Here is a 23,647-nt window from a genome sequence, read left to right on the forward strand (position 1 = left end):
TCATTATGCTATATTCCCTGTATATTGTTAATATTTTTGTAGAATTTTGTATAAAAATAGTATTTAAGTCCCCTATATTTACATTAACTAAATATTTTCATAGTTTTTCACTATAAGTTAATATTATATTTACAATTAAAAACACTTATATCACCTAATAAATGTAACTAATATGAACTTTTTTACCCAAAAAAAGAGAGATGCATCAATTTTGCATCTCTTAGGAAATAGAGCCCATCTGTTTGGTTTTTGGCCGAGGCGCGTGTTGAGAAATAGGATTTCTCATATATGCTTTAAATTTTTGCAGCCCACTGTATGCAAAGTATGAAACAATGAATAGAAGTGGCGTGTATATAATTCCCCAGGCAAATGTTTCGGTAACATGCTGTACCAGAACCAACCCTTGATTTAACTCCCCCATCAAACTTTTAATTAAGGTGTGAATTAAATATATTCCCACAGCATGCTGCCCCATCTTGCTGAATACAGTTCCTTTTCCAATTTCCCTTTCTTTAACAACAAGTACGAATAACATGATAGTCAGCGGAATAGTGCTTAAAAAATATTCTCCTCTAGCTAGACCAAGAATTTCATAAAGAAGTGTTCTTTCTCCAAGCTGTGTTATCAGCAATAAAAGAACGATCGCTATAATGTTTTTGGTTGGTATTTGTTTTACTACTTGATATATTTTACTTTCTTTTAATCCTATCAAGCTGCCTAGACTTGTATAAAATAAACCGAAAAAGAAGGGGTCTCTTGTATTGAACTCACTTAATACCGGAAGCCCAAGAAAACCGCCATATGACTGTCCAAGCAACCCGATAACATTTAATACCAATCCGATTAGTACTAGCATTTTCAACAATTTTAGCCTATAGGCGACAAACACAAGTAAAACAGAAATAATTAAAGCAAACATGAACCAGAGCTGATATTGTGTATGAGAAACTCCATAAATCAATGTCTGCAGGTTAATTGTGTCGGCTACATATGAACTCAATTCACTTTTTAAACCAGAACGTGTCCCAGTGTGGTCAAATATAATCTTTATAAAATCATATATCCAATAAAAAGCAAACCATGCTGCAAGCAAGCTGATCAGCTTTCCAGTATAGCGTTTGAAGTATGCGAATGTATCATCTGTTCGCTGCAGCTTCATGGCGAATAGATAGCCAGATGCTGCAAAGAAAAATGGTACTGAGAAGCGCGCGATTGTATCGATGATGAATGCCCAGGTTTCTCCGTTTCCGAATGGGACAGCGGTGTCTCGGAATGTGTGTGTATGAATACAAACAACACCGAAGATCGCTAGGCATTTGAAGAAATCAATGGAGTAATTTCTCGTCATGTGCATCTACCTGCTTTCTTTGTTCTAAGAAATTCTATCCGTCTTTTTCTCTTTATATACCCTATGATCAGGGTGCCGCAATACTTTTAACAGAACTGTAATGACAACACAATCTGTGCGCAATATGATTACAAACTCTATCCAGTAGCCCTAATTTTTCCCACAAAAAAAAGCACTTACCTTGGGTAAGTGCTTAGATAGTTTGGCTGAATGCCTGCACAAGCAAATCTAACTTCTTGGCATTACTTGGACGCTCGTAGCTATGGTTTTGGAAATGCTCATCAAATGCAGCAGCCAGTGCGTCAAAACGGCTGTCCCGCAAGATCGATTGGTAAAATTCAAAAAGGTGACGGTATTGTTCGATATAACGCGTCATCTTCTTATCGAATCCAATTAGGTGATTGGCCGACGGCAAACCGAGAAATGCTATTCTAGCCGGATCATATATCGGATAATGCACATTCAGTAGATGCAGCATCTGTGTAACGAGGGGAAATTGCATCGAAGGGTTGCCCCGGCGGTTTCTCACTTCATATAATGCTGCTGTCAAACCGACAATTTTCAGCTTGTCCGGCTGACGTGCGGCTTCCTGAAACAGACGGAAGTAGGTATGTTCGAATGCCTCTGTCAGATTGGGATTGACCAAACCTATGTAGTGCTTCAATACATATCGAAATACTGGATTGTGATCAGGTCGTCTCGCTTCTTGGCGCAAAAATGCATCGAGGGCGATATCCTCCCGTCTGATTGATGTTAAAAGCTGGTCTTTATGAAGCAGCAGCTGCTCCAGAAGATCGGCTCCGGTGTATGTGTCGCGCATAAGACAGGTTTCCTCCTCCACTCCAAAGCTGGTAATGATAGTTTACATGATAACATAACAGCTTCGGCAGAAGAAGTGATTGATAGTTTCAGGATAAGCTTAATCCCATGAAGAAATGTTCATTATTGAGTAAGGCGATGACAGTACCTGTCCTTTTATACTGCTGGTCGAAGGAACGTTCAGACGTTTCCACAAACAGTGCAGTACCATTATAAAAGCTGACTTGAGTGCGACTTTTCTTTTCTTTATAGGATTGAATATGATAGAAAGACAGCCAGACGCAATTGGTGTTCGTAGGTGAGGAAGTTGGGAGCATAAAAACGCCATGAGCCGGATGCACTGGAATAGGCACCTTCTTGTCCGTCCGCAGAAGTCTGCCAATTGCATGTACCCTGCCCTCATAGGAGGATCCGTACTGCATACAGCTATGGTCAATGATCGAAAGAGGTGATTGTTCCACTAATATTTCTTTATCGGCTTCAAGAACACGGGATTGATACACTGGGTCGTGCAAACGAAACACAGCAATAGTATTGCGGGTAATGATGTACTGTTCCCTTTTTTCTATTTGCATAATTTCCCCCTCCAATATTGACTGATACAAGACTATATTACTATAAATAGCCGCTCCAATATGTAAAGGAGATGTAAAAAATAGTAAAAAAGGACGAAGCATACGCTTCGCCCTCTTATTTAATTGCAAAAGTGATTTCCGCTTCGCAAGCAAGCTCTCCATCAACAGTTGCCATTGCTTTGCCTTTACCGATTGGTCCCTTCAAACGGACAATCTCTACTTCCAGCTTCAATGTATCACCTGGTTTAACCTGTCGTTTGAAGCGGCATTTATCAACACCGGCAAGGAAGCCAATTTTCCCTTTGTTTTCTTCCTTCATCAGCATCGCAAATGCACCTGTCTGTGCAAGAGCTTCAAGGATCAAGACACCTGGCATTACCGGATAATCTGGGAAATGTCCTTGGAAGAATGGTTCATTGATTGTTACATTCTTCTTTCCGACAGCGCGTTTGCCTTCTTCGATTTCAGTTATTTGATCCACAAGCAAGAAAGGATAGCGATGCGGGATTATTTCTTGGATTTTTTGAACATCATACATAATATGGTGAGCCTCCTGAATGGTTATCTTTCCTAACGTATTATACCAAAAATGAGGCTTGCATGTTTAACGCGTTCTGCGTTAAGGGTATTGTTCCATAAAATTGCTGGGAGGGAAGCCAATTGCTTAATCTTTTATTATGGATCGGCATCATCGTAGTCGCATTCTGGCTCATTGGTGTCATTTTCAATATTCTCGGAGGGGTCATTCACATTTTCCTTATCATTGCTGTGATCATGTTCGTTATTTATGCAATTAGAAAGAGCAGGGGCAGGAAATAGAAAAAGCTGGTTCCGGAATCCGGAGCCAGCTTTTTCTATGACTTTTGGTTTACCAAGTCATAAATATGTGTCCATGTATCTCGTTTGAGGACGTCCAGTGCATTGCCATCTCCAAGTACACCATACCCGAAGAGCAAACCTAGCAACAGGAAGATGATCAGGATAATCGGCACTACAAGCAGACGGAGCCATATTGGAAATAATCTTCTCCGCTGTTTTTTCGGCGCTTTTTCTCCTTCTGCCTGCTTCTGTTTATCATGTTGTTCTTTTGTTTGGAGTTTGGATGCATTACTCGACATAGCGTTCTGGCTCCTTATTCTTATCTAATCTGGTTAATGAGTCCGCTCATCTGATCACTCATGGAAATCGAGCGTGCATTGAACTGATAAGCGCGCTGTGTATTCACCATTGCGGTCATTTGTTCACTAAGATCAACGTTCGAGCCTTCCAGGCTGCCTGCCTGCAGTTCAACGTCTCCTGCACCTAGCACTTGGGCAAGAGCGGGATCAGCCAATTCAAAGGCAGTATCACCTGTACGTGTCAGAACGCGTGGATTATCAATAGCTGTGATCTGAAGGTTCGCTTCAACAGCATTTTCTCCATTACGTTCAACAACAATTTCTCCGCGGTCATTGATTGTAATACTATCAAAATCCGACTGTAATGCAATAGGTCCATCGACACCGTTCACCAAATCTCCATCTGCGGTTGTCAAAGCAACTGTCCCATCCTGCTGCGGCTGGAGATAGAAATTGCCAGAACGTGTATAGCGCTGCTGTCCATCATCGCCTGTAATCGTAAAGTATTGGTTGTCGTTCACAAGTGCTGCATCAAGATTTCGGTCTGTCGTCTGGATCGTTCCCATCGTCATGAGCGGATTCGTACTGCTCATGTATGCTCCTGATCCGATCCGGATACCGTCACTCGTGCTACGGCTTGTTGTATTCGCCTCATCATTCGGCGGATTGTTCATCTGCTGATAAAGCAAGGAAGAGAAATTAGAGGTCTGCGCTTTATAGCCTGATGTATTTGTATTCGCCATATTATTTGCGATTAAATCCAATCGCTGCTGCAGCTGCCCCATTGTTACGGCAGCCTGTGTCATCATCCTGCTCATTTTGCTCCTCCTTTACAGCTTCCCGACTTCATTGACTGCTTTTCCAAGGCTTTCATCATATGCTGTCAATACTTTTTGGTTCGTTTCGAACGTCCGGTATGCCTGCATCATGTCTGCCATTGTCTGCTGCAAGTCGACATTCGAGCCTTCTACTGCTCCCTGGACGATATTGTACGTCACGCCAGCCGTCGCTCGGGCATCTGCTGTCTGGGCTTCCTCACTTGCGGTATAAACGTTTTCACCCTGCTTGTCCAGCAAATTTGCATCCTGGACATATGTCAGTCCAAGCTGGAAGTTCCTGCCGTCATTAAATTGCATCGTACCGTCTGCTGACATTGTATACGTCTGATTGTTCGTCTGAATTGGATTGCCTGTCGTATCAAGTACATAGCTGCCTTGGTCGTTCGTCAGAAAGCCTTCTTCATCGACGGTAAAATTACCGTTTCGAGTAAACGCTTCGCCATCTGCTGTCTGCAGATTGAAAAATACAGAGCCATTTTCATCCGGATACGTACCGTCCACCAAAGCCGTATCGGTACTGATACCTGTTTCACGCAAATCTCCTTGAACAAAGTTCGGAATCGTCTCCTGCACATATACACCGGAATTGATACTGCCGATTTCCTTGGAAGTCGTAACATAACGGGAGTTATCCGCCGATGTCTGCTTGCTCTCCATCGAGTTCAGAAGCATTTCCGGAAAAGCCCGCAGCTGCCCTTGATCTGCTTTGTATCCATTCGTATTCGCATTAGCTAAGTTATTAGACAGCACTTCTTGTCTGCGCTGCTGGGCGAGCATACCGGATGCAGCTGTATATAATCCTTTTAGCAATGTTCGGTCCTCCTAAGGCAGTTAGATGCCAATGTTTTTGGTTTCTATCTATTATATCGGCAGAATCCTAAACGAATTGAACCTCTTCCGTATACATAAGATACAGAAGAGGTCAAATTATCATACTACTTTTCGTTTTTCCAGTTTATCGATGTTTTCAAGCATGATGCCAGTACCTTTTGCTACACAACCCATCGGATCTTCTGCAATGAATACAGGAACCTTCAATTGTTCAGCAAGCAGCTGGTCAATACCGTGCAGCAGTGCTCCGCCGCCAGTAAGGATGATACCGCGGTCAATGATATCTGCAGACAGCTCAGGAGGTGTCTGTTCCAGTACCGTACGCGCCGCTTGTACAATCAAGGCAACCGACTCACGCAGTGCTTCTTCTATTTCTTCCGAATAAACAGTAATCGTACGCGGAAGACCGCTTACCATATCCCGGCCGCGGATATCAATTGATTCTTGACGTGCGCCTTCGAACACTGTTGCGATTTCGATTTTGATATTCTCGGCTGTGCGTTCACCGATCAATAGCTTATATTTACGTTTGATATACTGCAGGATTTCTGCATCGAACTTATCTCCAGCCATCCGAATGGACTGTGCTGTCACGATGTCACCCATGGAAAGAACAGCAACATCTGTTGTGCCGCCGCCGATATCGACAACCATGTTACCGCTAGGCTGGAAAATTTCCATTCCTGCACCGATAGCAGCAATTTTTGGTTCTTCCTCCAAATATACTTTCTTACCGCCGGATTTTTCCGCCGCTTCCCTGATTGCTTTTTGCTCTACTTTTGTAATGTTCGTTGGGCAGCAAATCAGCATGCGCGGTTTGGATAGAAAACCTTTTACATTGATCTTGTTGATGAAATAGCGGAGCATCGCTTCTGTTACATCAAAGTCAGCGATTACGCCGTCTTTCAACGGACGAATCGCCTCAATATTTCCAGGTGTTCTACCTACCATGCGTCGTGCTTCTTCCCCAACTTCTAGTACATTTCCTGTAATTCTGTCCATCGCGACAACGGATGGTTCATTCAGAACGATTCCTTTTCCTTTTACATGTATTAGTACGTTTGCCGTACCGAGGTCAATTCCTATATCTCGTGCCAATATCCTCAGATCCTCCCTGTAAAGATAGAAACTTGTGTCGCATCCGTTCGAGAACATAATGCTACTTATCTTATAGTGTAGCACAAAACATGGAGAATAGTAGCAAATTATGAAAGAAAATAAGGATAAAAGTAGGAATATTGGAAAGGGATTGGATGTACCTTTACAGGATGAAAGTTGGGTTTTAGGCAGGAGCGTCCGTGTTTGTTTCCAGCTTATACTTGAGTTTAGTTGCTTCCCCGCCCCTCAGATGGCGGATAGCTTTGTGGTAATCAAGAATCTCCTTCACTTCATTGGCCAAATCCGGATTGATTTCCGGCAGTCTTTCTGTCAGATCTTTATGCACGGTACTCTTGGATACACCGAATTCTTTTGCAATCACGCGAACTGTCTTCTTCGTCTCCACAATGTGCTTACCTATGCGCACCGTGCGCTCCTTGATATAATCATGCACAGCCCATGCCTCCTTAAGTTGACGGTTCTTGATGTTCATGAGACAAGATGAGAAGCGATGAAGTAATTCGGGTATGTATTTTTCTTGTGCAAGTCATAGATGATTGGGCATCTGCGGCGTTAAGCGCTTCACACTCGTTCCCTTCAAACACTTGCTTGGGTTTGTAACATCTTATTAGTTGCAGAGCCGTTTTATTCCATAAAAAAGACCCTCTCAGCTGGTGGAGGGTCTGCGGTTATCTATTTTTTGAATGGCATACATAGGTAAACGGGAAAAATAGAAGTCTTTATGTCTGCGGATGAATAGGTGATAGGATGATACTAGATAATCCTTATTCTGGTGGATGATTCCATAGAAGTATTTATAAAATGCTGTTTGTTTTTCAGGTTCCCACTTAGGATAGCGCTTTCTTGCACTTTCTACCTCGCCAAGCTGAAACTCGATATAGGCAAGAGCAAGGGGATCATCTGTTAGATACGTATGCAGAATACCAAAGTGGGCAGCTACAATTGGCAGAACTTGCCTGTCGAGCAATTGTACAAGGCAAGTGATGTTATACTGTTTTGACATCTTGCTTCCTTCAGCAAGATGAGAAAAGCTTGCAATCTTATCATCGAAAAGGTAAGTCAAACCCATCTTATAATGCTGTACAGAACGCTGGGCTGGCAGATATGTATGTTGGAGAATGTTTCTGCTATGTTTTCTGGCAATGATTAATTCGTTCCGTTTCCAGTGATACTGGAACAGCAGCTTGTCCATCCGGACATTCATCATGATACGCAGGAAATAGTCTTTGATAAGTAAAATCGTTTCCTGTAATTCATCCAAATAGTTGCCGATAGCATGATAATCGTGGCATTGAAAATGCTGGTAGATCCTGCCGAACAGAACCAAGGCCTTCGCCTCCGGAAAATCAGCTTGATGGCGGCTGATCTGCCTTTCAAACTCGTCACCTGGCAGCTTGTACGCCTGGTATTGGATTACTAATTCATATAAATAAGCATACGATCTATTTCGCTGGTGCAATGATTGCTTATTCTTCTGGATCAGCTGCCGAAGCTCTTCTTCGTAGTAATTCATCCCAAGGAAATCCATCCCTGCCAGCTGAACATCGGCAGAAGCGGAATGCACACAGAAACTTGCTGCCAGGTCTACAACCTGCTTTACATCGTGACTTTTCTCCACTAGCTGAGTGAATGACCAAAGATCTGTCATCCGGCCTGATGCTACTGAGAGCTTGCCCAAGTCAGTCGCTTCCTTACGCAAACTTGATTGATTCAACGTTCCTTTCTCCTCTCACATTTCCCAATCTTACCTCCATATAATCACTTGACTTCGACTTTCATTTTGTGTTTTGCACCATTTCATTATTCCATCTTTTCAGATAATTTCAAGCGGTTTTAAGGCTGATTCGTTCGACAAATTATTAGGTTTCTTGGTTTTATTGATGGACTGCTTTATGCCTAAAGAAAAAGCACCCCGGGCTTGGGGTGCTTATTTGAATCAAGTCTGAGCTGAAGAGGAGGAAGATGTTGCTTCGTCCTCAGGCTGCTCATCTTGTTCTGGAGATTTTTCTTCATCAGATCTGTCTGGTGTTTCTTCTTTATCACCTGATTCGTCTGTTGGAGTTGCTTCAGCATCTGCATTTTCTTCCGCTGGAGCTTCTGTCTCCGTTTGTTCGTTCTGCCCAGCTGTGTCAGCTGTTTCTTCCTGTACTGCTTCTGTTTCCTTTTTAGCTTCCTGCAATTTGCTTACAGGCTGATTGAAAAAGCTTTCCGGGTTTACAGGTGTATCGCCATTAAGCACTTCAAAGTGCAAATGGGTCGCTTTATCTTTTGCAAATAGGCTTTGTCCTGCTGTTGCAAGCACATCACCTTGCTTCACTTCTTGACCTGCTTCTACTTTCACATCTTCCAGACTAGCATAATATGTTGCTACTCCATTTTTATGCTCGATCTGAACAACGTTACCGTGCAGGGCATCTTCCTTCACTTCTGTCACTGTACCGCTCAATGCGGCTAGGACGTCGAAGGCTTCGCCATCAGCTGCAGCGTAATCCACTCCGGTGCTTTGATAGTATTTGTTGTCGTAGAGTACGAGTGCATTCTCTTGGGCTTCGCTGTCTGCTTTGTGATCATAGAATTTCGTTACGACTGTCGCCTCTGCATCTTCTGCTACAGGAGCTTTTACTACTTCATCTTGTTCTGCTACAGGAGTTGCTTCTTCATTTCCATCGAAATTCAGGGAGTCGAAGATGCCTTTGTCATCCTCTGCTTGTTCCGGATCATTCGTACCGCTTTGGTACCACAATACGGCTGTCAGAAGCAGAGCAGAAATACCAAGATACAATGCTGGGAAAAACCATTTTTTACGGAAAAGACGTTTCCACTTAGATTTTGAAACGCTATTTTTTTCCTTCATAGATCATCACCTCTGCAACCATTGTCGTCACAAAGATAGATTCCTATACATGCGTTTCAGAAAATTTTTCCAAACCTACTTAGACACCAGCTTGGCACCTTCTGCCGGCAGTTTATTAATCTCTGTATCCTTGTAATAGTACGTCAGGATATCCTTGTACGATTTCCCTTCTGCAGCCATGCCATTCGCACCATATTGACTCATCCCAACGCCATGACCATATCCCTTAGTTTGGAAGATCAGATGATTATCTTTCATCGATAACGTGAAATCTGTCGATTTGAGTCCGAGTTTTTCACGGATTTCTCTGCCTTTGAACTGCTTGCCGCCAATTTCTACTTCGGATACGCGCTGACTGCTATTACGTTTCAACTCACCTGGCGGTTTATTCGGATCAATATCGACACCGAGCAGCTTTTCTGCTTCTTCGATTTCAATCACTTTCTGATCCTCAAATTTGGGTGATTGCTTATCCCACGGACTTTCAACTGATTTCAAATATGGCAGTGGATTTTCCCAATAGTCCTCCGCATTTTCCGTGTATCCATTGCTTGTGGAGAAAAAAGAAGGCGTAATCGGTTCGCCGTCATACATGATAATCTCTCCGCTTGTTCCTTCCACAGCCTCTGTCAGCTTCGTCATTTTTTCCTCATATTCCTTGCCCCATGCCTGGCGGAGCTCCTCTTCGTTCTTATATACTTGGTCGCTGGTAGAATCCGATACCTCAATTGCTTCCGGTTTCTCTGCTTGGTGATCTTCCATATAACGCACTACATATGTCCGTGCTGCGACAGCTTGCGCTTTGAGTGCCTCCAGTTCGAAGTCGGCGGGCATCTCAGACGCGACCACTCGTGTCACATACGTTTCAAGCGGAACCGTTTCAACTGTATTGCTTGCTGTACGACTCACTTCCACTGCTACGCTGGCTGTTTCCTTGATCTCTTTTTCTTGTTCCATTGCCGTTGCCGTCCTCTCCATTCCACCGGGGTCTATAAATGGTACTACAATCAATGTCGGGAGTGCCACGATGACGGTGAATAAACAGACAATCAAGATACTGATGATGACGTGGGACTTGAGGCGTCGCCGTTTTGTACTTGGCTTTTTGTTTTGCATAGAGGGCCTCCTTATCTGCCTGCTGGTCTACTCTTTACTCTATGTATCTTCTATGGATTGCTAGAACATCTCCCCATAAAAAAATAGAGTACCCCGCGGGCACTCTATCAGTTCCAATATCTTCTGATGGCACAAAGCTCAGTTTCATACACTGTGCCAGCCAAATGCAGTATTTCAATTTGTTTTCCTGTTTTCGGGGCATGCAGCATCTGTCCTTCTCCATAATAGAAGCCAACATGATGGACACGTCCCTTGCCATTCTCATAGGCGAAGAACAGCAAATCCCCCGGTTTTGCTTGATCCAAACTAATGGCTTTCCCTTCCAAGGCCTGTGCACTGGCATCTCGAGGAATGACATACCCCCCTGAAAGATGCATGTTGTGGGCGAATCCGGAGCAATCGTAGCCCCAGCTGCTCATACCGCCCCATAAATAGTCCAGCCCGATGAATTGTTCTGCGAACGTGATTAGTGCTTCGCCGTCTTCCTCACGCTGGGTCCAGAGGCTGCCTTCGGACTTAGAGATTCTCCCTCGACCATGCGGTGTCAAGACAGTAAAGGCAGTTCCTGAATCTTCAACGAAAGGCAGCTTTGTCAAAAAACTGAGCTCAACCACCTCGCCAGTATCTTCAACTAGAAGAGTTGCCTGCTTTGCTCGTACTTCAATTATGTGATCTGACTTCGGCAGCGGATCCGCAAGCTGATGAGCAGGAATCCAGCCAGGATATCCTTCTTCCTCTTTTGGTGTTGGCTGAGAAGGTATCACTACTTTGACCCAGTCATCCCTTCTATCCACTTCCCATACTGTCGTACCGAATAGCACTTGAGACTGAAGCAGATTGTTTTCATGGAGCTCCAATCGATCGGTATGGGAAAGCTCATGCACCCAGCGAGATGGATCTGATGGATTGGCCACAATCGGTATATCCACTTGTCTGGAAGAGTGGGGATTTGTCCACAGATTAGCAACGGAAACAGCGATCACTCTTTCTTTCATATGACCATCTCCCCTTGAGTATCCACTGCAAGTATACCGAGTCCTGGTGATGCATTAAGCAGAAGTTTGCTTCCTTCATAGCGAACACCACCTGTGACAATATCCTCCCGAAGCATGAGCGGCGCATCAAAATCGACCCGCGTAATATGCAGCTGACTGGCAGCCAGATGCGCTGCAGCACTGATGCCGATGCGGGATTCAATCATACAGCCGACCATACACTCTACACTATAGGCCTTAGCGATACGAGCGATATCCAGTGCTGGCTGGATACCGCCTGCTTTCATCAATTTAATGTTGAGCAAGTCTACCGCCTGCATTTCCAATAGTGTACGGGCATCCTGCGGTGAAAATAAGCTTTCATCTGCCATGATTGGTGTCTCAACATTTGCTGTTACATACTGTAATCCCTTCAGATCTGCAGCTGCTACGGGCTGTTCCACGAGTTCGATATTGAGTCCCATTTCCTCCATCCTGGTGATAGCACGGACCGCCGTCTTCCTATCCCACCCCTGGTTTGCATCAAGACGAAGTGTGGTGCTGCTGCCAACTGCCTCCCTAACTGCTTGAAGCCGTTTTATGTCTGTTTCGATATCGTCCTTGCCGACTTTTATTTTTAAGGTGCTGAAACCATCCTTTGCATAGTCTAATGCGTCTGATGCCATTTCCGAAGGTGTATTGACACTGACAGTGTAGTCCGTTTCCAATGTATCCTTAGCACCGCCAAGCAGCTGATATAGCGGCATACCAGCATACTGTGCAATACAGTCATGCAATGCCATATCAACTGCCGCTTTGGCGCTTGTGTTGCCAACAAGACAGTGCTGCAGTTTGTGGAACAATGCATCTCTTTCAAGTAGTGACATGCCGACAATGGCTGGTTTGATGACAGCTTCAACGGTATAACGAATACTTGCCAGGCTGTCTCCGGTAATCACATGCGTCGGCGGGGCTTCACCCCAGCCAATTAAACCGTCATCTGTTGTCACTTTTACAACGATAGCCTCTGCTACTGTCACCGTTCGCAGAGCCGTCTTGAAGGCTTTTTTCAAAGGAACGGCTGATTGGTATACATCTATTCTAGCAACCTTCATGCTCTTACTCCAGCACTCACATGCAAGGTTTTCGTTTTTGTATCCATCGTTGCTTCTGTCCCGAGCGGCACCGTTATATTCGGATTGCAATGTCCGATCCGAAATCCTTTGAGGACTGGTTTTTCCAAGTCAGTCAGGTAATCAACAAGGACTTGATCAAAGGAGAGTGACGTTTCCGGATCCTTCGCGTCACAATCAGTGAAATCTCCGATAAGGATGCCTTCCGCCTGCTCCAGCTTTCCTGCATGCTTCAGCTGGTTCAGCATACTGTCAATTTTATATGGTGGTTCTGCAACATCTTCTAACAATAGAAGCTTGCCTTTTGTATCAATTTCATCTGGTGTACCAAGCGTGCTCGTCAGCAAAGATAAGTTGCCTCCTACTAATGCTCCTGTAGCCTTGCCATGCACGATTGCCTCTAGCGGAGATATAGCCGTTGTATAGATAACATCCTGCGGAATGAAAAACTGCTGCAGCAAATCATAACTCAGTTTGGCAAAATCAGATTCTCCCATGTCAGAAGCCACCATAGGACCATGAAAAGTAATCAGCCCCGTCCGCTGCCGTATCGCTGTATGTAAATACGTTATATCACTGTATCCAAGCAGCACTTTCGGCTTTTGTTTGATTACTTCATAATCGAGTAATTCGACTATTCGTCCAGAACCATAGCCTCCTCTGCTACATATGATTCCTTTTACTTCGTTATCTTTGAACATGTCGTTCAAGTCAGCAGCTCGATCAGTGTCCTTACCAGCAAGATAGCCATATTTATCAAACACATGCTTTCCTAGTTTCACGCGGAGACCTAATGATTCCACAATCTTGATCCCCCGCTCGAGTTCCTCCCGTTTAATCGGTCCTGCTGGAGAAACAATCCCGATTGTATCTCCTTTTTTCCATACAGTTGCTTTCACAAATATCTCCTCCTGCTCCTAGTCTATATGTATGGTATGACAGACAGAAAAGAAGTGGCTCTCACCACTTCTCCTCCTCTGCTTTATTCAATATCCGCCCATTTCAGCTCTAAGTAGCCGACTGGGTGCATGATGACATTCTTCACATTCGTCTTTTGCAAGTACACATGCTGATAGAAGTGAAGCGGTGCGATCGGCATTTCATCCATCAAGATTTTCTCTGCTTCCATCAGCATCTCGTAACGCGTCGCCTCATCGCTTTGTGTTTTCGAGTCTGCAATCAGCTGATCGTATTCTTCATTGGACCAACCTGTACGGTTAGAAGAGGATTCAGTTGTAAAGCTCTCCAGGAAGTTAACCGGATCGCCATAATCCGCTAAGAAGGACCCGCGGAACAATTGGTAGACGAGCTTTGTTTGCTCTTCGCTGAATACACTGGACTCGACTGTCTGCAGTGTTACATCCACTCCTAGGTTTTCGGAAAGCATATTCTGCACGCCTTCTGCTAAGCGTTCATTTTCCGTATTTGTACCGTAAGTCAATGTCACAGCAGGCAGTTCATCCCAGCCTTCTTCCTGCATGCCTTCTTCGAGCAGTTTCTTCGCTTCGGCTGGATCATCTTGAATAAGATCGCCATTCTCTTCACGGAAATCGCCGCCATCCGGTGTTTCGAAGCCATATGGTACGAAGCCGCGAGCAGGCTGTTCGCCAATACCACGGACAAACTCGACGATATCATCACGATTCATTGCCATCGCAAATGCTTTACGGATCTTTTCATTCGTAAATGGTTCTTTCTGTACATTGAAGCGGAGGAATTGATCACCAGCCTGTACCTCGGTTACCAGTTCATCACTTTCCATCAGTTCCTTCGCATTATCTGCTGGGATGGAGGATCTGTCTAAGTCACCGCTCTGATACATTTGATACTCTGTATTCCTATCGGCAACCATTGCCCAGTTCACTTGATCAAGCTTCACAGTGTCAACGTCCCAATATTCCGGGTTCTTGACCATAATTAGTTCTTTATCATGCGACCAGCTGTCGATTTTGAATGGACCGTTGCTCACATACGTGTCTGCTTCTGCGAACCATTCTGGATTTTCTTCTGCGACTTTTTCATTGACCGGGAAGAAAGCAGGGTTAGTCAATAGGTTCAGGAAGTATCCTGTTGGTGCTGTAAGTGTCACCTTGAACGTCTTTTCGTCGACTGCTTCAATAGCAACATCGTCCGCACTGCCTTCTCCGCTGTTATACGCTTCGGCTCCTTCAATCACATATGCTAGGAATGCCGGCTGATAAGCCTGTTCCGGATCAAGCATATGCTTCCATGCGTAGACAAAATCATTGGCTGTAACGTCATCACCATTGGACCACTTGGCATCATCTCGAAGATGGAACGTATACTCCTTGCCGTCCTCGCTGACATCCCAACTCTCTGCAATCGCTGCTTGTGGCTGGTGACTTTCATCAAGACGAGTCAGTCCTTCCATCAAGTTGTTGACCATAACCCAAGATACACTGTCAAAGCCTTCTGGCGGATCAAGGGATGTAGGCTCCTGTCCGTTATTAAGACGCAGGACTTTTTTGTCCTCCCCTTCCTCACCCCCGCCGCTTCCGCCGGCGCTGTTATTTGCAGTACATGCAGAAAGTAAAAGGACTAAAGCAGCAAGACAAGCAATCATAGATAATTTCCAGTTTCTTTTCATCTCTTTTCCCCCTTTAAAATTTGATCAGACTGGCTGCCGTTTGGCACGTGCATCCTGCAGCCAGCATTCCACCTGATGTGAATCGGAAAGATAACTGGTGGCAGGATGTATATTTGCGCATACCTGCATCGCATGTGCACAGCGGGCAGTAAACGGACAGCCTTGCGGTGGTGCAAACAAATCCGGCGGTGTCCCTTCGATTGGCTGCAGAATATCTTCTTTCATATCGAGCCGCGGCACGGATTGCAGCAATCCGATCGTGTACGGATGCTGCGGACGATAAAAGATATCATCCTTATCGCCGGTTTCAATAATTTTTCCTCCATACATAACTGCGACACGATCCGCTACGCGGGCAACGACTCCAAGATCATGTGTGACAAGAATGATGGACACACCTGTTTTTTCTTGAATCTCTTTAAACAGCTCCATAATTTGCGCCTGGATGGTCACATCAAGTGCCGTCGTCGGTTCATCAGCTATGAGCAAATCCGGTTCACAGATCAGCGCCATGGCAATGACTATACGCTGCCGCATACCGCCGCTGAATTGATGCGGATACTGCTTCAACCGGCTCTCCGGATTGGTTATACCGACAAGACGAAGCATTTCGATGGCCTTCTCCTTCGCTTTGCCAATGCTCACTGATGAGTGCTGCTTCAGCCCTTCTGTCAGTTGATCACCGACAGTCAAGGTCGGATTGAGCGCAGTCATTGGATCCTGGAAGATCATTGAAATGTCGACACCACGGATAGCGCGCATTTCCTTTTTAGATGTTTGTACAAGATCCTTGCCTTTGAAACGAATAGAACCTCGGACGATCTTACCTGACGGAGATGGGATAAGCTGCATGATACTGTTGCTCGTTACGCTTTTTCCGCTCCCCGATTCCCCAACAATCGCAAGTGTCTCTCCTTTGTTTAAATAAAGATTCACACCCCTGACAGCCTGGACAGTTCCGCCATATGTCGAGAAATGCACATGTAAGTCATCAATTTCAAGTATCTTTTCCATTCTGTCACCTCCTCAGCTTCGGATCGAATGCATCCCGTAAGCCATCACCCAGTACATTGAAGGCGAACATTGTTAAGCTAATGAACAATGCCGGGAAGAACAACAGCCACCAATCTCCAGAGAGAATTGCAGACAGACCATCATTAGCCATAGATCCCCAGCTCGCATTTGGTGCCTGTATACCAAGACCTAGAAAGCTAAGGAAAGCCTCTGCGAAGATTGCCGATGGTACAGTCAGCGTGATTTGCACGATAATCGGACCCATCGTATTCGGAAGTAAGTTCTTGCGGATGATTCGACCGGTACTCGCTCCTAATGTTTTGGATGCAAGTACATATTCATGGTTGCGCAGCTGCATCACCTGACCGCGGACAATTCTGGCCATCCCGATCCAGCCAGTGATGGTAAGGGCTACAATTATCGTGAACAGACTAGGTCCCATCACAACAAGCAGCAGAATAACTACTAGCAGATGCGGCAGCCCGTAAAGCACCTCGATGATACGCATCATAACACTGTCAGTACGTCCGCCCTTGTAGCCTGCGACACCGCCATAGATAATTCCGATAAAGAAATCGATCAAGGCAGCAGCTACTCCGACAAACAGCGAAACACGTGCTCCGTGCCAAAGGCGGGTGAATACATCACGTCCCAGATTATCGGTGCCGAACCAGTGTGCTGCAGATGGTGCCAGATTCTGATTCCGTAATGCGCCTTCTGAAATGGAATACGGCGAGAATATTGGAGCAAAGACGGCTGCTAGGATTAGGACGATTAAGAAGAATAATCCTGTTATAGCTAACCGGTTTTGCTTTAAACGCAGCCAGGCATCTTTGTAAAAAGACAAACTCGGACGGGCTACTTCTTCCGCTTTGTTCAGATCCTTCTCTATCGGCTGGAACCAATCCTCCGGTATTTGCTGTCCTGTCGTATCAATTGGTCTATTATGATATTCCATATCAGCTGCCTCCTTTTTTGTGCAGCTTGATTCTCGGATCTAAGATGCTGTAAACGATATCGACTAGGAAAAGCATGAAAATGAGAAAGGCACTGTAGAAAACGGTCGTTCCCATAATGACCGGATAATCACGGTTATTGATACTTTCAACAAAATACTTTCCCATACCAGGTATGGCAAAAATACGTTCAATGACGAATGTACCTGTTAAAATGGCAGCAACCAATGTTCCGAGAATGGTCACTACCGGCATCAGCGCATTTCGCAAAGCATGCTTGATGACGATTTTGGCTGGAGACAGGCCTTTTGCCCGTGCGGTCTTAATATAATCCTGTGTCAGAACCTCGAGCATGCTGGATCTTGTTAAACGGGCAATGATCGCTGTAGGACCTGTCGCCAATGCAATAATCGGCATGATCATATGCATCGGTGAAGACCAAGTTGCTGCTGGCAGCAGCTGCAGATTCACAGCCAGCTGCTGAATTAGCAATGTTGCCAGAATGAAGTTCGGTATGGAGATACCTAATACGGCCAATGTCATCGCTATATAATCTATAATGCCGTTATGTTTCAAGGCAGCTAGGACACCTAATGTAATACCGGAAATAAGTGCGATTGTAATTGTCCACATGCCGAGCTCCGCTGATATCGGAAACCCGCGGCCTAGTAAATCATTCACTGTTTCAGTCGGCTGCTTGATGGACGGACCGAAATCAAAGGTTGCCAAGGATTTGAGCCAAATACCATATTGAACAATCATTGGCTCATCTAAATGGTAATGTGCCTTCAAGTTTTCCTGAACAGCTTCACTCGTGCTCCGGTCCTGTGTTGTGAACGGATTCCCTGGAATGCTGTGCATCAGGATAAATGTCAGTGTCGCGATAACGAATATGGTTGCTATCATAATTACAAAACGGCGAATCAGATATATCGCCATAAGCTGTCACTCCTAACTGAAGGTCGTATGCATTGCCAGCTCTGTCATGACGAGCATGGCACGATACGCTTCGATGATGTCTTTGGCAGGAAAAGCGACTATGGTTGTACCCGGCTCCATATAGGTACCTGGCATCAAATGGGCCCATTCCGCTTGACCATAGTTGGTGAATTCGATTCGCAGGACAATTTTATCCGGTGGGACGAGCGGCTCAGCTATCGGCACTTTCTTCATCGCTTCTTCCACCTTTTCACGGAGAAGCTTATCTGCTTTCTTTGGTGTCAGCGTCAAGATAGCAGAACGGGATATTGTCTGTTTGACAGGTGCTGTTACTACTCCTGGGATAAGCCGCTCCGCTTCCAAACATGCTTGATCATCACCTGCAACCAGGAGGACCGGCACACCATAATGACCAGCAACATATGCATTGAAACCCAGTTCTCCAATCGGCTCATCATTCAGGAAAAAGTTACGAACCCCATGAATCATGCTATGGGACATGACGCCGAACTGCCCTGCTCGTGCATGATATCCAGAAAACATTGCTCCAGAAAAGCTTGCATCCAGACTTTGCACCATTGAAAGCGGTTTCACTTCACCAGATATCAAAGAAGCCTCTTCATGTAATTCCTCTACCAATAGGTTATTCATTTTAGAATGGCTGTCGTTGACAAGAACATATTCTGCACCTGCATCAATCGCTGCACCAATGATGCTATTCGTTTCTGCTGTCATAATCCGCCTTGCCCGTTCATAATTATGTTTTGAGCTGTCCACATATGTATAGTCCGGTAAACCGACGATTCCTTCCATGTCTACCGATAGGTATAATTTCATCCTACCCCTCTCTTCCGAACTTTCTATATTAGTTGAATTTTCTAAATAATTATAGCATAGCCATATACGCTTAGGAAGAATAATTACCAATTTGTAGGGAAGGTTTTCTTACAAAGACATAAAAAAATAAGCCCCTTCTCACAAAGGGACTTATCCTTGATAGCCTTAATATGTTGATGTTTCTTCCATTGTAGCAGCTGCTTCTTCGAACACTTCATCATTAACGCGTTCGATGTCTGCACCTAGTTCTGCTAATTTACCATGGAAATTCACATAGCCGCGATCCAAATGCTTAAGCTCAGTGACACGCGTATAACCATCTGCAATTAATCCTGCCAGAATTAGAGCTGCTCCAGCACGCAAATCTGTTGCGGCTACTTCAGCGCCTTGCATGTTTGTTGGACCTTCCATGATGACACTGCGACCTTCGATTTTAATTTTTGCATTCATGCGGCGGAATTCCTCCACATGCATGAAGCGATTCTCAAATACTGTTTCTGTAATTATGCTAGTGCCTTCTGCACATAGCATCAAAGCCATCATCTGTGACTGCATATCTGTCGGGAATCCTGGGTGTGGCAGTGTCTTAACATCTGTCGCTGTCAATTTGTCAGGACCGATAACGCGAATGCCATTTGCTTCTTCCTTGATGATGACACCCATTTCTTCCATTTTGGCAGCTGCTGCACGGACATGCTCCATTTCGATGCCTTCAATCAGTACATCACCTTTCGTGATTGCGGCTGCAACCATGAAAGTACCAGCTTCGATACGGTCTGCAATCATAACATGCTCAGCGCCTGATAGTTCTTCGACACCTTCAATGCGGATTGTTTCTGTACCAGCGCCAACGATTTTCGCACCCATCGCATTCAGATAGTTTGCTAGATCAACAATCTCTGGCTCTTTCGCACAGTTTTCAAGAATAGTTGTTCCTTCAGCTAGTGCGGCTGCTGTGATGATGTTCTCTGTTGCACCTACACTAGGTACATCCAGATATATTTTAGCGCCTTGCAGGCGTCCTTCAGTACGTAATTCTACAAAGCCGTTGCCGACCTGTACACTTGCTCCCATCGCTTCGAACCCTTTTAGGTGCTGATCGATTGGTCGGGAACCGATTGCACAGCCACCCGGCAGTGCCACTTTCGCATGACCAAAACGTGCCAACAATGGACCTAAAACTAATACAGATGCACGCATCTTCCGAACATACTCGAAAGGCGCTTCTGTCGTCATCTGTTTTGTGGCATCGACAGTGATTGTTCCATTGCTGAATACCACCTCAGCACCCATGCTGCGTAACACTTCATTGATGGTAAATACATCGGCTAAAGCCGGGACATTATGAATGACACTTTTTCCTTTACTTGCAACTATACTTGCTGCGATGACAGGCAGTACGGCATTTTTCGCACCTTCGACCTTGACAGATCCTTTAAGCTGCCTTCCACCACGGACGATGATTTTTTCCAAGTTACATTCTCCTCCGCGTCCAATTTCACTATATTAATATTCAGTCGTTATGATAGGCGTTCCTACAGTTACGGTTGATTGCCCATTCCCATCATGCAGCGCAAGCTGGATATTCATGTTGTCTGCTAAGGAACGGCTGGCTTTCAATTGTGTTGTATATCCTGTTGTCGTAGTGTAAACGTTATCTTGCATATTCGTTAGTGGTTGAACATCTAATTTTTTCATGACATTCTGAAACAAAATACCACCGCTTATTTTATCACCGAAACCCGCTTTGAGACAAGCGAATTTTGACGCATTATATGTGAAAAATTGCGATTGAGCAGCAGATGTCAAGTCTTGGACAGATTGTTGTACCTTTTCTGTCCATTTTGACCCAGAAACAGTATAGATGAGTTCCGCCTGGTATTCCTTATCTGTAGGTACTACCAACAATATACGTTCGGCAATGGCATTTTGTTTATGGGGGGTATGTACCATAAATTTTGTAGCATTTTCCGTTTTTTCTTCTACAATAGTCCCCACGTTATTCAAATCCATCAACTTTCCCTCGATATCGTCCCGGGAAATTGTCTCCCGTATTGTGATTTCAAAGGACATAAGCTCGGCCCCTTCACTTTCCAATACATCATACATACGGTTTACATCTTTTGATACGTCAGCTTTTGCTGCCCCATAAGACTCTATACTATTACCTAATAGCATAATGATAACTACGATTAATCCTAGATAATGTTTCATTTTCTTTATCCCCTGTCCGACCATTTTAGAAACAGTATGAACAGAGATGAAAAAGCTTATACATTTATGCTAGATTACTAGAGTAGATACTGGAGCTGTTTGGTCCAGCTTACTAGTTGAAGGAATACGTTACTTACCGTTGTTCCAATAACTATCGTGAGGAAAATAAGCAGCATCCGGGCCTCGAATACTTTCCCTTTCTTTATTAATGCATCTACATTGACCCCCATCAATATACGCCAAGTAATTGCCATAAAAGCAATGTGGGAAACTATGCCCAGCATCGCATCCTGCCCTATTACCGAAAACATGATATACACTCCTTAACGGATACACAGGCAAATGCGCGCTCTTTAGCCACATAATACCTTGTTATCCTAATTTCCGTACTATTAAACGCGTTTCCTTCAAATTATAACGGCATTTGCTAATCGCTGCCATTATTATTGCCCAGGAAATGAAATAATAAAAAAACAGCATTCCTTGTCGGAATGCTGTTTTAATTAGCGGGCGTGAGACGCGACATCAAGTCGGTTGATTGCCCGGTTAAGCGCTTGTTCAGCGCGGATTTGGTCTAAGTTAGCCTGCTTATCCTGCAGACGTTTCTCAGCGCGCTGCTTCGCCTGTTCTGCACGGTCCACATCAATGTCACTTGCTCTTTCGGCTGATTGAGCCAGAATTGTGACCCTGTCCGGACGGACTTCAAGGAAACCGCCACTTACAGAAACATAATCTGTGCGACCTTGGATCTGTAGACGAACCGAGCTAACCTTCAATGGCGCTACCAACGGAATGTGACCTGGAAGAATACCAAGTTCACCATTTTCCGCTGTACAGCTAACCATTTCATAGTCTTCTTCCAGAACAGGGCCATCAGGAGTAACAATGCTTGTTGTTACGGTACTCATCAGGAGCCCCTCCTATCCTACTATTACATGATTGCTGCTTATTGGTTAACGCCAGCTTTTTCAAGCACTTCTTCAATACGTCCCACAAGGCGGAAGCTATCTTCCGGAATGTGATCGTATTTACCTTCAAGGATTCCTTTGAAGCCTGCAACTGTTTCTTTAACAGGTACATAAGAACCTTTTTGGCCTGTGAACTGCTCAGCAACGTGGAAGTTCTGAGAAAGGAAGAACTGTACGCGGCGCGCACGTGAAACGACAAGTTTGTCCTCTTCACTAAGCTCATCCATACCTAGAATTGCAATGATATCCTGCAATTCACGGTAACGCTGCAATGTTTGCTGCACTTGACGTGCTACATTGTAATGTTCTTCTCCGACTACGTTAGCATCCAATGCTCTAGAAGTAGAAGCAAGTGGATCTACGGCAGGGTAGATACCTTGCTCGGAAAGTTTACGGTCAAGGTTCGTTGTTGCATCCAAGTGAGCGAAAGTTGTAGCCGGAGCCGGATCTGTATAGTCATCCGCTGGTACATATACTGCTTGGATGGAAGTAACGGAACCTACATTTGTAGATGTGATACGCTCTTGCAGCTGACCCATTTCAGTAGCAAGTGTCGGCTGGTAACCTACTGCAGATGGCATACGGCCAAGCAATGCGGATACCTCAGAACCTGCTTGAGTGAAACGGAAGATGTTATCGATGAACAGAAGTACGTCCTGACCTTCATTGTCACGGAAGTGCTCTGCCATTGTCAAACCAGTCAGTGCAACACGCATACGTGCTCCAGGCGGTTCGTTCATCTGACCGAAGACCATTGCAGTCTTCGCGATAACGCCGGAATCCTTCATTTCGAAGTACAAGTCGTTACCTTCACGAGTACGTTCACCAACACCAGCGAATACGGAAATACCGCCGTGTTCTTGTGCGATGTTGTTGATCAATTCCTGGATAAGTACAGTTTTACCTACTCCTGCACCTCCGAAGAGACCGATCTTACCACCTTTGATATATGGAGCAAGCAAGTCGACAACCTTGATACCCGTTTCCAGAATCTCTGTTTCAGTTGCAAGATTTTCGAATGCTGGTGCTTCACGGTGAATAGGATCTTTTTTGATTTCGCCTTGGATAGGCTCATCTAAATCGATAGTTTCACCTAATACGTTGAAAATACGTCCTAAAGTAGCTTCCCCTACAGGTACGCTGATTGCAGCTCCTGTATCCACTACTTCTTTCCCGCGCTGTACTCCTTCTGTCGAAGACATCGCGATTGTACGAACACTATCGTCACCAAGGTGAAGTGCTACTTCTAATGTCAAAGAAGAAGTTTCGCTCACTTGGACAACTAGTGCATTATAGATGGCAGGCAGGTGGCCGTTCGGGAAACGTACGTCCACAACCGGACCCATAACCTGCGTAATGATACCATTGCTCATCTGGAACCCTCC

26 protein-coding genes are annotated in these 23,647 nt (G+C 44.8%); 1 reads left to right on the forward strand and 25 read right to left on the reverse strand.

The genetic code is table 11. The features are described 5' to 3' along the window. Nucleotides 1-220 precede the first annotated feature (220 nt). The 4 genes from CHH48_RS10700 to fabZ form a co-directional block, all read right to left on the reverse strand. On the reverse strand, nt 221-1,348 hold the full coding sequence (locus CHH48_RS10700) for an acyltransferase (RefSeq protein ID WP_176466431.1): 1,128 nt from the start codon (nt 1,346-1,348) through the stop codon (nt 221-223). 193 nt (nt 1,349-1,541) lie between these two features. Next, nucleotides 1,542-2,168 carry a hypothetical protein gene (locus CHH48_RS10705; RefSeq protein ID WP_095219358.1) on the reverse strand — a complete coding sequence of 209 codons (627 nt, stop codon included), beginning with the start codon at nt 2,166-2,168 and terminating at the stop codon, nt 1,542-1,544. Between the two features lie 88 nt (nt 2,169-2,256). Next, nucleotides 2,257-2,742 carry a competence protein ComK gene (locus CHH48_RS10710; RefSeq protein ID WP_175073449.1) on the reverse strand — a complete coding sequence of 162 codons (486 nt, stop codon included), beginning with the start codon at nt 2,740-2,742 and terminating at the stop codon, nt 2,257-2,259. A 115-nt stretch (nt 2,743-2,857) separates the two neighbouring features. Then, nucleotides 2,858-3,280 carry a 3-hydroxyacyl-ACP dehydratase FabZ gene (fabZ, locus tag CHH48_RS10715; protein WP_095219356.1) on the reverse strand — a complete coding sequence of 141 codons (423 nt, stop codon included), beginning with the start codon at nt 3,278-3,280 and terminating at the stop codon, nt 2,858-2,860. A gap of 122 nt (nt 3,281-3,402) precedes the next feature. Between fabZ and CHH48_RS19335 the strand changes: the two genes are divergently transcribed. Next, nucleotides 3,403-3,561, forward strand: a complete 159-nt coding sequence (locus CHH48_RS19335; RefSeq protein WP_123921910.1) for a lmo0937 family membrane protein — start codon at nt 3,403-3,405, stop codon at nt 3,559-3,561. Nucleotides 3,562-3,596: 35 nt separating this feature from the next. Here CHH48_RS19335 and CHH48_RS10720 read toward each other — a convergent pair whose 3' ends face one another. From CHH48_RS10720 to atpD, 21 genes are all read right to left on the reverse strand, one after another. Next, entirely contained in the window at nt 3,597-3,860 is a 264-nt protein-coding gene (locus CHH48_RS10720; protein WP_095219355.1) for a DNA-directed RNA polymerase subunit beta, read from the reverse strand. Nucleotides 3,861-3,880: 20 nt separating this feature from the next. After that, nucleotides 3,881-4,678 (reverse strand): flagellar hook-basal body protein, encoded by a 798-nt coding sequence (locus tag CHH48_RS10725; RefSeq protein WP_095219354.1) that lies wholly within the window; start codon nt 4,676-4,678, stop codon nt 3,881-3,883. A gap of 12 nt (nt 4,679-4,690) precedes the next feature. Beyond that, nucleotides 4,691-5,509 carry a flagellar hook-basal body protein gene (locus tag CHH48_RS10730; protein ID WP_095219353.1) on the reverse strand — a complete coding sequence of 273 codons (819 nt, stop codon included), beginning with the start codon at nt 5,507-5,509 and terminating at the stop codon, nt 4,691-4,693. A 120-nt stretch (nt 5,510-5,629) separates the two neighbouring features. After that, nucleotides 5,630-6,631, reverse strand: a complete 1,002-nt coding sequence (locus CHH48_RS10735) for a rod shape-determining protein (protein ID WP_095219418.1) — start codon at nt 6,629-6,631, stop codon at nt 5,630-5,632. Between the two features lie 181 nt (nt 6,632-6,812). After that, nucleotides 6,813-7,082, reverse strand: a complete 270-nt coding sequence (gene spoIIID, locus CHH48_RS10740) for a sporulation transcriptional regulator SpoIIID (RefSeq protein WP_038564118.1) — start codon at nt 7,080-7,082, stop codon at nt 6,813-6,815. A 213-nt stretch (nt 7,083-7,295) separates the two neighbouring features. Beyond that, nucleotides 7,296-8,363, reverse strand: coding sequence for an AimR family lysis-lysogeny pheromone receptor (locus CHH48_RS10745; RefSeq protein ID WP_095219352.1), 1,068 nt, complete (start codon nt 8,361-8,363; stop codon nt 7,296-7,298). A gap of 222 nt (nt 8,364-8,585) precedes the next feature. Next, nucleotides 8,586-9,503, reverse strand: coding sequence for a peptidoglycan DD-metalloendopeptidase family protein (locus CHH48_RS10750; protein ID WP_095219351.1), 918 nt, complete (start codon nt 9,501-9,503; stop codon nt 8,586-8,588). 75 nt (nt 9,504-9,578) lie between these two features. After that, on the reverse strand, nt 9,579-10,619 hold the full coding sequence (gene spoIID / locus CHH48_RS10755; protein ID WP_095219350.1) for a stage II sporulation protein D: 1,041 nt from the start codon (nt 10,617-10,619) through the stop codon (nt 9,579-9,581). Between the two features lie 107 nt (nt 10,620-10,726). Continuing rightward, nucleotides 10,727-11,614 carry a C40 family peptidase gene (locus CHH48_RS10760; protein WP_095219349.1) on the reverse strand — a complete coding sequence of 296 codons (888 nt, stop codon included), beginning with the start codon at nt 11,612-11,614 and terminating at the stop codon, nt 10,727-10,729. After that, nucleotides 11,611-12,708, reverse strand: coding sequence for a dipeptide epimerase (locus CHH48_RS10765; protein ID WP_095219348.1), 1,098 nt, complete (start codon nt 12,706-12,708; stop codon nt 11,611-11,613). Before CHH48_RS10765 ends, CHH48_RS10760 begins: the two co-directional genes overlap by 4 nt. Beyond that, nucleotides 12,705-13,631 carry a S66 peptidase family protein gene (locus CHH48_RS10770; RefSeq protein WP_095219347.1) on the reverse strand — a complete coding sequence of 309 codons (927 nt, stop codon included), beginning with the start codon at nt 13,629-13,631 and terminating at the stop codon, nt 12,705-12,707. The genes CHH48_RS10765 and CHH48_RS10770 overlap by 4 nt, the downstream gene beginning before the upstream one ends. 77 nt (nt 13,632-13,708) lie before the next feature. After that, the gene (locus CHH48_RS10775) at nt 13,709-15,334 is read right to left on the reverse strand and encodes a peptide ABC transporter substrate-binding protein (RefSeq protein WP_095219346.1); all 1,626 of its coding nucleotides are present in this window, start codon (nt 15,332-15,334) and stop codon (nt 13,709-13,711) included. 24 nt (nt 15,335-15,358) lie between these two features. After that, nucleotides 15,359-16,348, reverse strand: a complete 990-nt coding sequence (locus CHH48_RS10780) for an ABC transporter ATP-binding protein (protein WP_095219345.1) — start codon at nt 16,346-16,348, stop codon at nt 15,359-15,361. Between the two features lie 4 nt (nt 16,349-16,352). Next, complete coding sequence (locus tag CHH48_RS10785) at nt 16,353-17,306, reverse strand: ABC transporter permease (protein ID WP_095219344.1); 954 nt, start codon at nt 17,304-17,306, stop codon at nt 16,353-16,355. A gap of 1 nt (nt 17,307) precedes the next feature. After that, nucleotides 17,308-18,243, reverse strand: a complete 936-nt coding sequence (locus tag CHH48_RS10790; protein ID WP_095219343.1) for an ABC transporter permease — start codon at nt 18,241-18,243, stop codon at nt 17,308-17,310. A 12-nt stretch (nt 18,244-18,255) separates the two neighbouring features. Then, complete coding sequence (locus tag CHH48_RS10795) at nt 18,256-19,080, reverse strand: M55 family metallopeptidase (RefSeq protein ID WP_095219342.1); 825 nt, start codon at nt 19,078-19,080, stop codon at nt 18,256-18,258. Nucleotides 19,081-19,245: 165 nt separating this feature from the next. Further along, entirely contained in the window at nt 19,246-20,553 is a 1,308-nt protein-coding gene (gene murA / locus CHH48_RS10800) for a UDP-N-acetylglucosamine 1-carboxyvinyltransferase (protein ID WP_095219341.1), read from the reverse strand. A gap of 33 nt (nt 20,554-20,586) precedes the next feature. Then, a complete protein-coding gene (locus CHH48_RS10805) occupies nt 20,587-21,294 on the reverse strand; it encodes a YwmB family TATA-box binding protein (protein ID WP_175073445.1) in 708 nt (235 codons plus the stop codon). 77 nt (nt 21,295-21,371) lie between these two features. Next, on the reverse strand, nt 21,372-21,605 hold the full coding sequence (locus CHH48_RS10810; protein ID WP_038564087.1) for a DUF1146 family protein: 234 nt from the start codon (nt 21,603-21,605) through the stop codon (nt 21,372-21,374). 192 nt (nt 21,606-21,797) lie between these two features. Next, complete coding sequence (locus tag CHH48_RS10815) at nt 21,798-22,202, reverse strand: F0F1 ATP synthase subunit epsilon (RefSeq protein WP_123921909.1); 405 nt, start codon at nt 22,200-22,202, stop codon at nt 21,798-21,800. Nucleotides 22,203-22,240: 38 nt separating this feature from the next. Then, complete coding sequence (gene atpD / locus CHH48_RS10820) at nt 22,241-23,635, reverse strand: F0F1 ATP synthase subunit beta (RefSeq protein WP_095219339.1); 1,395 nt, start codon at nt 23,633-23,635, stop codon at nt 22,241-22,243. Between the last annotated feature and the right edge of the window lie 12 nt (nt 23,636-23,647).

Origin of the sequence: Terribacillus saccharophilus (assembly GCF_002272075.1) — a bacterium.
GTDB classification, from domain to species: Bacteria; Bacillota; Bacilli; order Bacillales; family Amphibacillaceae; genus Terribacillus; species Terribacillus saccharophilus_A.